An 8,877-nucleotide genomic window follows, 5' to 3' on the forward strand; every position below is an offset into this window, starting at 1 on the left:
GGTTTTTAGCTGGCATTTTTGTAGAGATTGACTAAACTCATTTTTTATTATACCCTATTTAAAGGCACAACAGCTTAACAGTTGTAGTGGCGGCTATACGAGCTTCATTAGTTTTGACAAAAGCGAGCAAATAGGAGTAGCTATCCTCTCGAATTACGGTGATGCAGCAAATGATGATTTATCGGTGGCTGAAATGGGAATAACGATATTAATGGAACTAGCTTCGCAGTAGCGCCAGCTAATAAATCCAGGACTTATGCAAAAAATAGTTGAATGCGTTCCGGTAGGGGTTAAGGTGCGTAATACACACCCTACAGTATTAGTTTGTGAGTAAGTCCTACTACCATAAAATCCTAATTAGTATTCTCTAATAGAAAAAGTATTCAAATTGATTGATAATTGTTGCGGCAACCGTAACCCTTCTTTTAAGCAACCTGTGCCATGACCTGCCGCACCGGAATCTTTACGATAAACTCAGTGCCCTTGTCCAGAGTGGAATCACACTCAATCTTGCCGCCGTGTTTTTCAGTGACGATTTGATGACTGATCGACAGTCCCAAACCAATGCCTTTGCCCACGGGTTTGGTGGTGAAGAACGGATCGAATAGTTTAGAGCGAATGAGTTCCGGGATACCGGCTCCATTATCGGCAATGCTAATCGCGATCGAGTTAGCACTACCGATCGAGGTGCTGATGGTAATGGTAGGTTGTTGGTTATCCCTGACACCTGATGTCTGCAAGGCATCGATCGCATTGCTGAGGATATTCATGAATACCTGGTTGAGTTGACTGGGGTGGCATTCGACCTCCGGTAATTGCCCGTAATTTTTGATGACTTCGATCGCCGGAAAATCGGGTCTGGCTTTCAGACGGTGTTGCAAAATCAACAGAGTGCTGTCGATACCTGCATGGATATCAACGGGTTTGCAGTCCGCTTCATCGAGGCGGGAGAAGTTGCGCAGTGAGAGCACCAGTTGGCCAATCCGATCGCTCCCCATTTTCATCGAACCCAGCATCTTCCACAAATCCTCTTGCAAAAATTCCAGCTCCAGGTATTCTGCCCGCTCTCGGATTTCTGCTACCGGATTGGGATAGTGCTTCTGGTACAGTTGCACCAACTCCAGCAGATCCTGAGTGTATTGTTTGACATAGTTCAGGTTGCCTTGAATGAAATTCACCGGGTTGTTGATTTCGTGTGCCACTCCCGCCACCAATTGGGCTAGGGCAGACATTTTTTCACCTTGCACTAGATGGACTTGGGCTTGCTTGAAACTTTCTAAAGCCTGGTTGAGTTCGTTGGTGCGCTGTTCCATGATCCGGGTGGCATTCCGCAGTTGGAGGTGCACTCGAATCCGTGCCAAGACTTCTTCATGCTGAATCGGCTTGGTGATGTAGTCCACCGCACCCAGGCTCAGCCCTTTGACCTGATCCACCGAGTCGGAGAGGGCGGTCATGAAAATAACTGGAATATCGCGAGTGGCGGGATTAGCTTTGAGCCGCTGACAGGTTTCAAAGCCATCGATCCCTGGCATCATCACATCCAGCAAAATCAAATTGGGCTCAGACAATTGCACTCGTTGGAGGGCAGTTTCACCATTTTTGGCGATCGCCACCCGGTAGCCCTGTTCGCTCAACAAATCAAACAATACTTGCAGATTGGTTGGGGTATCATCTACGACTAAGATCGTGTTTTCTTGAGATATAGAATAGACTGACATCAGCAAACTCCTAAATATATTGAAGGGATGAATAGCCAATGGTAGATCGATAAAGTGGCTAAACCCGTGGCTCGATTAGATGCAGAATGCCTTCCTCATCAAACTGTTGACTCAGTTCTAGAACTCTGTTCGCAAAGGCAATATATTCCGGCGCTAATTTCTTCAAGCGATGGGCTTCCTGCTGGATATCGGTCATAAAACCACCCTGAGCCGCAGCATAAAGGGTTGCCAGTTCTGCAGCAGGCGGTATTATGATGCTAACCTCATCGGCGTTGCTGACAGCGAGTTGAGTCGCCTCTGTTTCGGTTTCGTAAATCCACTGCAATTCTAGATATCGCTGCAATTCGGCAAGCAACCCAGTAAACTCGATCGGTTTGGGGAAGAAGCTATTGCACCCTGCATCCAGACTTTCCTGTACATCCACCTGAGACAGAGTAGCAGGGGAGGCAATGATGGGAGTTTGGGCAAAGTCTGGCAGTTGTCGCAGGCGACGGGTCATTTCTAAGCCATCCATAATCGCCATATGTACATCGGTAATAATCAAGTCGGGTCGCGTCTGGATAGTGGTATCAAAACCTGCCTGCCCATTATCAGCTTCCGTCAGCTTAAAGCCCAGCGGTTCCAACATATTCACTGCCACCAGACGGTTTTCTTCGCGATCGTCAATGACCAGAATTTTGCGTCGTTCGCCCTGATAGCCAATAACCTTGTGGTTGGCGATCGCATTTTGTGTTGTCCAATCCGATGCTGGAAGCAACTCGATCTCAAACCAAAAACTGCTGCCCTGGCCCATTACACTCTCGACGTGAATTTCGCTGTCCATCTTCTGGATGATTTGTTGACCGATCGCAAGCCCTAGTCCAGTGCCTTCGATGTTGCGATCGCGTTTCCCTGCCTGCTCAAAGGGTAAGAAAATCGTGGATAGTTTTTCAGGGGCAATGCCAATGCCAGTGTCTTTAATTTGGAAGCGAATTCTGGAAAGTTTTGAGTTTTGAGTTTTGAGTTCTGAGTTTGAGTCTTCTGACTCCACCGCTTCTACCCGAAACGTGACGGTGCCAAAATCGGTAAATTTGACCGCATTGCTGAGCAGATTGAGCAACACTTGCCGCAGGCGTTTGTCGTCAGCATGGACGGCAGTGGGCAGGTTGCTGGCGGGCTGGTAATGAAACTCTACACCTTTTTGCACTGCCTTGACGCGGCAAATATCCACAGTAGAAGAGAGGAAGTTAGCCAGATGGAAATCCTGGGGATAGAGTTCCATCTTTTGCACTTCCAGCTTGGACAGATCCAGAATGTCGTTGATCAGGGTGAGTAAATGGGAACCGCATTGATAAATCACCCCCAATCCTTTCATCTGTTTGGCGGTGGTGGCGGGGTCGCGCTGGAGGATTTGGGTATAGCCGAGGATGCCGTTGAGGGGGGTGCGGAGTTCGTGGTTCATGTTGGCAAGAAACTCGCTCTTGGTGCGGTTGGTGGCTTCGGCTGCTTCTTTTGCCCGCAATATCTCTAGTTCTACGGACTTGCGATCGCTAATATCGCGGCACACAGCAACTCCCCCTTTCAATGCACCGCTGGCATCTCTCAGAGGTCTGCTACTAGCTGTCAGCCAGAAGCCCTTTGGGGCCTGGGGATGACGAGTAAAGATTTCGATATTGTCTACCTGCTCACCCCGAAGGGCCCGCACTAAGGGAATTTGCTCTGTTGGAAGCGGAGTTACCCCATCGGATAGAAACAGTCCATACTGCTCCGACCATTCTTCCGGCTGGCTGTCGGGTATTTTGCCAAACATCTGCTCGGCAGCGGGGTTAAACACCAGGAATCGACCGTTTTCATCGAGAACGAGCACGCCATCGCTCATGCTGTTGAGGATTAGTTGCAACAGGCTAGTCTGGTTTTGAAACGTCTGGTTACTTTGCTGAAGGTCGGTTTCGGCTTGATTCCGCTTCAGGATTTCACTGCAAATCAGGCGGTAAGTCCACAGAATAATTCCTAGGTTGAGGCCGATGCCCACCAGAAATGCCATCATTGCCTCAACGGTTGTGCGGGTGGCAGCTTGCTGTTTCTGCCGCCACCCTACGATTTCGATCGCTTCGATCGGCTGGGTCAGCAGCGTCATCTCGTCGAGCAGCCGTGGGGGGGTGCGATCGATCGCCGCCGCCAGCCCTTTGGTGTCCCGGAGTTCCACGCCCTGCCGGAGTTCCCCCAGGCGGCGCAGGATAAATTCTTCCAGGCGCTTGGTAGCTGCCTGTTGGCCGGGATCGTTCTCTAGCAAGGTTTGCAATTGTCGCAATTCTTGATCGACATCGATCGTCCGAAGCGCAAATTTCCTGAAGTCATTTTTGTTTTGCGCGAGCAGGTATTGCCGCTGGATCTTTTCAGCATCCTGAAATGCACTGGTCAACGCTTCCAAACTATTGAGCGCTTTTAGATGTTGGGCGATCTGGCGGTTAGTTTCTAAGGTGCGGTTAGCGCTCCAAAATGCGATTCCACTCACTGCTAATGCCAGGAAAGTGGCTGCTCCCAGGCTCCCGGCAACGGTTTTGAGAAAGTTAGAGGGTTGTTTCATCATGTCTGTCTCGTGCTTAGTTTCGTCGATCTAAGACCGCAGAGGGCGGAGTCCAAATTTTTGAAAGACTGCCATTGCCCGATCGCTGCTTAAAAAGTCCAGATACGCCTGCATTTGCTGGGGATGGGGAGAGGTTTTAACCAAAGCGGCACCGGAGCGAATTGGCTCATAGAGGTCGGGCGATACGGTGGCTAATACCTTGACCTTGGAAAAAGCTTTGGCTTCCGGCAGAAAGGTAATGCCCACCTCTGCCTCTCCCTGCTCGACGGCTCGCAAGATTTGCCGCACATCCACCTTTGCCCAGACTGCCTTGGATTCCACTGCCTGAAGGATGCCTAACCGACTCAGAATGGGGTGGGTATATTTGCCAACCGTCAGGTCTTTGTTGCCCATTGCCACCGTTTTGAGGCGATCGCTCGCTAACTCGTGCAAATCATTCAGTTGCACCGCAGAATCAGCCGCAGCAATCACCACAATGTCGGTGGTCACTAACTCCCGACGGCTTTCCGGCAGAATCAGCCCTTGGGCTTGCAACGCATCCAGCGGTGAAATATCGGATAACAAAACCCCATCTAAAGGTTCTCCCTGCTCAACGGCTGCCTGGATTACGGCTGTTCCGGCAAATGTCGGATTCAACCAGATATGGGGGTGTTCCTGCTGATAGAGTCGATCGATTTCCTCCACGGCAGTCCGAACCATGCCTGACGCAGCCAAATTGAGCGTCACCGCCTGGATGTGGGGTGGGGAGGAGCAACTGCCCAGCCAGAGGGTGAGCGTCAAGGAAAAGAAGCACAATGTCAGCCATCGGAGGAGTTTCATATCAGGTTTCGTGAGATTTCAGTTTCTAAGCCTTGGATGGGGCTGTAAATTTCGGAACATTCACTACAGCGACTCTCAGTTGTCTCTAATATAAAGTCTCTAATATAATTTCTTGGCAACGATACAAACCATTCCATTAATCATCTCGTTCTGAAGTACCTGTAAACCTATTTCAGATAGCCGATCGCACAACCAATTTTTATTAAGCCGCAGTTTTTGGTAAGAACTGGCACTGAATGACCACCGATCGCCCTGTTTTTGATACAGTAAGTCATGGACTGCTACGCTGTTTTCCTGATACTCCAAAAAACAAGTGAGGATTGTAAATTCATCACTTTGTACAGGAATAAAACGCTCAGTTCCATGAAGCTCTGCTGAAACATAATCGCGGAAAGTTAAAATCAACATCCCATTCTCAATCAGCCAGCGCTCAATGTCCAAAAGTAATAAATCGACAGCACTCAATGATTCTAGGTGTGTAAGCGTGTCGCCCATGCAAACAATGAGCTGCGCCTGTTCCTGAATGTGTTGCGAGAAATTAAGCAGATTGTCGTGAATGGTACGGATGGAAAGATGTTTAGCGCGATCGCGCAACTCTGAAAGAAGCGCTTCACAGAAATCTATAGCTACTACCGAAAAGCCTAGTTTTGCTAAAGGAATAGATTGAAATCCTGAGCCTGCACCTAAATCAATGGCTAATCCTCGCGGTGCGGAGTCGAGCGCCCATTGACAAAAAAGAGCGTGATTTCGTTCGATCGCTGCTTCAGGATTTCCTGACATCCAACTGTAAACGGCAGCAAGTTGCTGGTTATAGTGGTCTTGTGCTGTGTTCATTATGATGCTAAGGTCGATGACTCGTTGAAAAGGAGCAAAACCATTCAATTCGATGGAAACTCAACAACCACTGTCGCCTTTTACGCGGAAAACTGCTAAAACTAAAGTTCAAATCGCAGAATATGACTGCAATAGTCGCGATTCAGAATGAGTATCTTTAGATTGCACCGAAGATTCACAATGGCGTAACCGTGCCTAATTTTTCAGTGGAAGGTAACAAACCAAGGATTTATTAAAACGAAAGCGGGCAAAAGAACTAGACTAGCGTTTGAAAAATCAACTGTGGACTTTTACCAAAAAGCTGATTTCTGTGCGCTTTGAATAGCCGTGGCACGATGGTCAAAGTACGGATTTGTTCCTTGAAATAATCTCATAATATCGAAGGAATAGCGAAAAGGGAAGAGGGAAGAAGAGAAATCCTTCCACTCTGTCACACTCCCGGCTTGTTTTCGATAGCCAGCGGGAGGATCGCACTTGTATATCATTCACATCTAACCGGATTTGATATAATTCATGCTTTGCGATCGCTTTCAATAACTTTTGTAACTCACTGTTCTAGCTTGCCTATTTGTTGATAGTAGCAAATGTAACAATTTCGGTTAAAATTTGTCGAAAACTGATGCTTAGCTGAAAAGTTACTATTGATTAGTATGCAAAAGTATAACTGAAAAAAGCTGCAACATGGTTCAGACATTCGCAATATCGCCATTGAAGGCGTTCCAGACGAACAGGTTAACCCCACCGGGGAAATGGCGACTATTTTGGGGCAAGCCTTTGTGAGTTGGCTGGTGCAAAAAGTCAATAAATCATTGGCATAATTAACAATGGCGATCGGGCACGACTGCCGCCTATACGGGCCCATCTTAATGCAGGGAGTCATAGCGGGTATCACCTCAGCCGGCAGCCCAGGCTACGGCTTTCAAATGGCTTCAACTCCCGCCAAAAGTTTGAGCATACACAAACAATTTTTAGAGGAGGCACAGTATTGCTCAAATACTGTGCCCGCTGCGTAACTCCTGAATATTGCTATTTCCTTGCTGCAGTATTGGATCTGGGGTCTAAAACGTCTCGCAGGCCGTCGCCCAAAAGGTTGAAACCCAGAACAGTCAAGGTAATCAGCAAACCTGGAAACAAAATAGTCCAAGGAGACGAAAGAGCGTATCCGCCCTTAAAAGCATCAGAAAGCATCGTCCCCAACTCAGGAAGGGGTGGCTGTGCGCCCAAACCCAAAAAACCCAAACCGGCAGCTTCTAGTGTCGCCGTACCAGTCGAAAGAGTTGCTTGTACAACTAGAGGCGCGAGACTTCCCGGCAAAATGTGGCGAAAAATAATCCGCAAGTCGCTGGCGCCCAAGGCCTTGACAGCCAAAACAAATTCTTGTTCCCGCAGAGACAGCACCATACTGCGAGTTAAACGGATGTAAATCGGAATTTGCACGACGCTGACGGCGATAATTACGCTTTGCAGGCTCGGCCCGGTGACGGTAACAACGCCGATCGCCAGTAAAATCGAAGGAAAAGCTAGCAAAATATCCGCCAAAGTGCCGATAGCCACCTCGGCCCACCCCCGAAAATACCCTGCCACCAGCCCCAAAAGCGCTCCCACAATTAAACCCGCACCCACAGAAACCAGGCTGACAAGTAAAGAGATCCCCAATCCGTGCCACACGCGGACCAACAAATCTCGCCCCAAACCGTCGGTTCCAAACCAATGTTTAGCGCTAGGAGCCACTAATCGCAACAAATAATCTCGATCGACCGCCGGATCGTAAGGAGAAATTAGGGGGGCCAACAGTGCCGAGATCGTCAGCGCTACAGTCAAAATTAAGCCGATTTTCCCCGAAGTCGATCGCCAAAATCGTTGAAAAGCTGCTTGTGGAAATACTAAGTTTTTATGTAATTTTAGATTTTCCATTTTTTGCGGGCAAAAAAAATTAGGACTTATTGCCAAACCTTTCAGGACTGAGATCGCTGTGGTGCCCATAAACTGATTAATTCATTGACAAGGGCGAGCAATTCAGATACAGACTCATTGACTTCGGGCGCTTCAAATCCATGAATAAATCGGTTTCTTACGCTTAAAAGTAGCATTGCTCGATCGTACTCTTCTATTGAAAGTTCTCCTTGCGAATACATATGTTTGATGAGAGATACAGTGGGAAATCTTTCAATTGGAATAGTAACCTCCTCAGCTCGTCTACGCAAAAGTGCTTCAAGTATTCCCCAAAGTGATAAAAACGCGCCTTCATTTTCTTCTAATGAGATCAGACGTTCACTTTGTGTTATTCTACTAAAAATCTGTTCCCAAGATAATAGATTTACTTCCTTGGCGTTGTCTTTCAGTAAAGCATCTTCTTCAGTAATTAATAAGAAACGCCAGCCTGTATTTTCAGAAACTATTTCAGCAATTTCTTTCAACCTATCTATAGATATTTGCCTGCCAGAACCGTTGAATTCGATTATATAACCTTCGGCTTCGTTCTTTTTTACAATCAAATTTGGACGATATGTTCCTAAATCGAAAGGGATGTCTTCGGGTTCAGGGTAAACCAATACTGTATAGCCTGCTTGTCGGTATTTTTCGGCAATTTTAGATACTGATTTGTCGTGTATTAATTTAGCGGTCATAGATAACTCTCTAATGCTTTTGCTGAATTTATTCTAACGTAAACGCACTCACTGCCAGATATTATGCCACGGAGCAACAATGACGGACATAAAGCAACGTCAAACGTGTCACTAAGCGAGCGACGATGCGACTCCACATCTGTGACAAGTGAATCATCCTCATAAACTAACCCAATTAGTGCATCCTGTATGGGCTTTATGCAGAAGTGTTGAATGATAGGAAAAGATTGCTAAAATTGGCAGAGCAATGTATAATTGTAGACTTATAAATTATTAATAATCAACTAAAATGCTATTTTCTAACTTCCCCAAA

The 8,877-nt window shown here is 47.2% G+C and carries 7 protein-coding genes; 1 reads left to right on the plus strand and 6 read right to left on the minus strand.

Translation table 11 applies throughout. The annotated features are described in order from the left end of the window. Positions 1 to 425: 425 nt before the first annotated feature. From QUA13_RS30455 to QUA13_RS30470, 4 genes are all read right to left on the minus strand, one after another. Entirely contained in the window at positions 426 to 1,718 is a 1,293-nt protein-coding gene (locus tag QUA13_RS30455; RefSeq protein ID WP_333204569.1) for a response regulator, read from the minus strand. A 58-nt stretch (positions 1,719 to 1,776) separates the two neighbouring features. Further along, positions 1,777 to 4,287 (minus strand): ATP-binding protein, encoded by a 2,511-nt coding sequence (locus tag QUA13_RS30460; protein ID WP_333204571.1) that lies wholly within the window; start codon positions 4,285 to 4,287, stop codon positions 1,777 to 1,779. A gap of 27 nt (positions 4,288 to 4,314) precedes the next feature. Then, positions 4,315 to 5,103, minus strand: a complete 789-nt coding sequence (modA, locus tag QUA13_RS30465) for a molybdate ABC transporter substrate-binding protein (protein ID WP_333204573.1) — start codon at positions 5,101 to 5,103, stop codon at positions 4,315 to 4,317. A gap of 99 nt (positions 5,104 to 5,202) precedes the next feature. Beyond that, positions 5,203 to 5,937, minus strand: a complete 735-nt coding sequence (locus QUA13_RS30470; RefSeq protein ID WP_333204575.1) for a class I SAM-dependent methyltransferase — start codon at positions 5,935 to 5,937, stop codon at positions 5,203 to 5,205. A gap of 824 nt (positions 5,938 to 6,761) precedes the next feature. Between QUA13_RS30470 and QUA13_RS30475 the strand changes: the two genes are divergently transcribed. Then, positions 6,762 to 6,950, plus strand: coding sequence for a hypothetical protein (locus QUA13_RS30475; protein ID WP_333204577.1), 189 nt, complete (start codon positions 6,762 to 6,764; stop codon positions 6,948 to 6,950). A 13-nt stretch (positions 6,951 to 6,963) separates the two neighbouring features. On the opposite strand, the gene QUA13_RS30480 is transcribed toward QUA13_RS30475, so the two are convergent. Continuing rightward, the gene (locus tag QUA13_RS30480; protein ID WP_333204579.1) at positions 6,964 to 7,851 is read right to left on the minus strand and encodes an ABC transporter permease; all 888 of its coding nucleotides are present in this window, start codon (positions 7,849 to 7,851) and stop codon (positions 6,964 to 6,966) included. Positions 7,852 to 7,892: 41 nt separating this feature from the next. After that, positions 7,893 to 8,564 (minus strand): hypothetical protein, encoded by a 672-nt coding sequence (locus QUA13_RS30485; RefSeq protein ID WP_333204581.1) that lies wholly within the window; start codon positions 8,562 to 8,564, stop codon positions 7,893 to 7,895. Positions 8,565 to 8,877 lie beyond the last annotated feature (313 nt).

The organism is Microcoleus sp. S28C3, assembly GCF_036700785.1.
GTDB lineage: Bacteria > Cyanobacteriota > Cyanobacteriia > Cyanobacteriales > Microcoleaceae > Microcoleus > Microcoleus asticus.